Source organism: Chromohalobacter sp. HP20-39 (assembly GCF_033052815.1).
Classification (GTDB): Bacteria; Pseudomonadota; Gammaproteobacteria; order Pseudomonadales; family Halomonadaceae; genus Chromohalobacter.
In genome coordinates, this window is record NZ_JAWHTP010000767.1 from 1 (window position 1) to 265 (window position 265).

The 265-nt window shown below is 63.4% G+C and carries 1 pseudogene; it reads right to left on the minus strand.

The features are described 5' to 3' along the window. Window positions 1-265 (minus strand): annotated as a pseudogene (locus tag RVY79_RS20020) (hypothetical protein); the annotation flags it as partial.

The window sequence follows — 265 nt, forward strand, 5'->3', positions numbered from 1 at the left end:
GCCCGGAAGCGATCCACGGTAGCAGCGATGCGCGACGCCCCAGACGTGGCCATGCTCCAGGCATTTGTGGCAGACGCGACCTTCGCGAAGCAGCATGCCGCCGGTGCAGATGGTGCGATAATTGTGCAACGTCACCACCGCGGTCACGCGCTTTTGCCGACAGACATCGAACACCGAAGGCGACAGCAGCGGGAAGAAATTGTGGACGTGGACGACGTCGGGGCGAAAGCGATCGATCGCCTCTGCGACCAACCGCTTGCCCGTC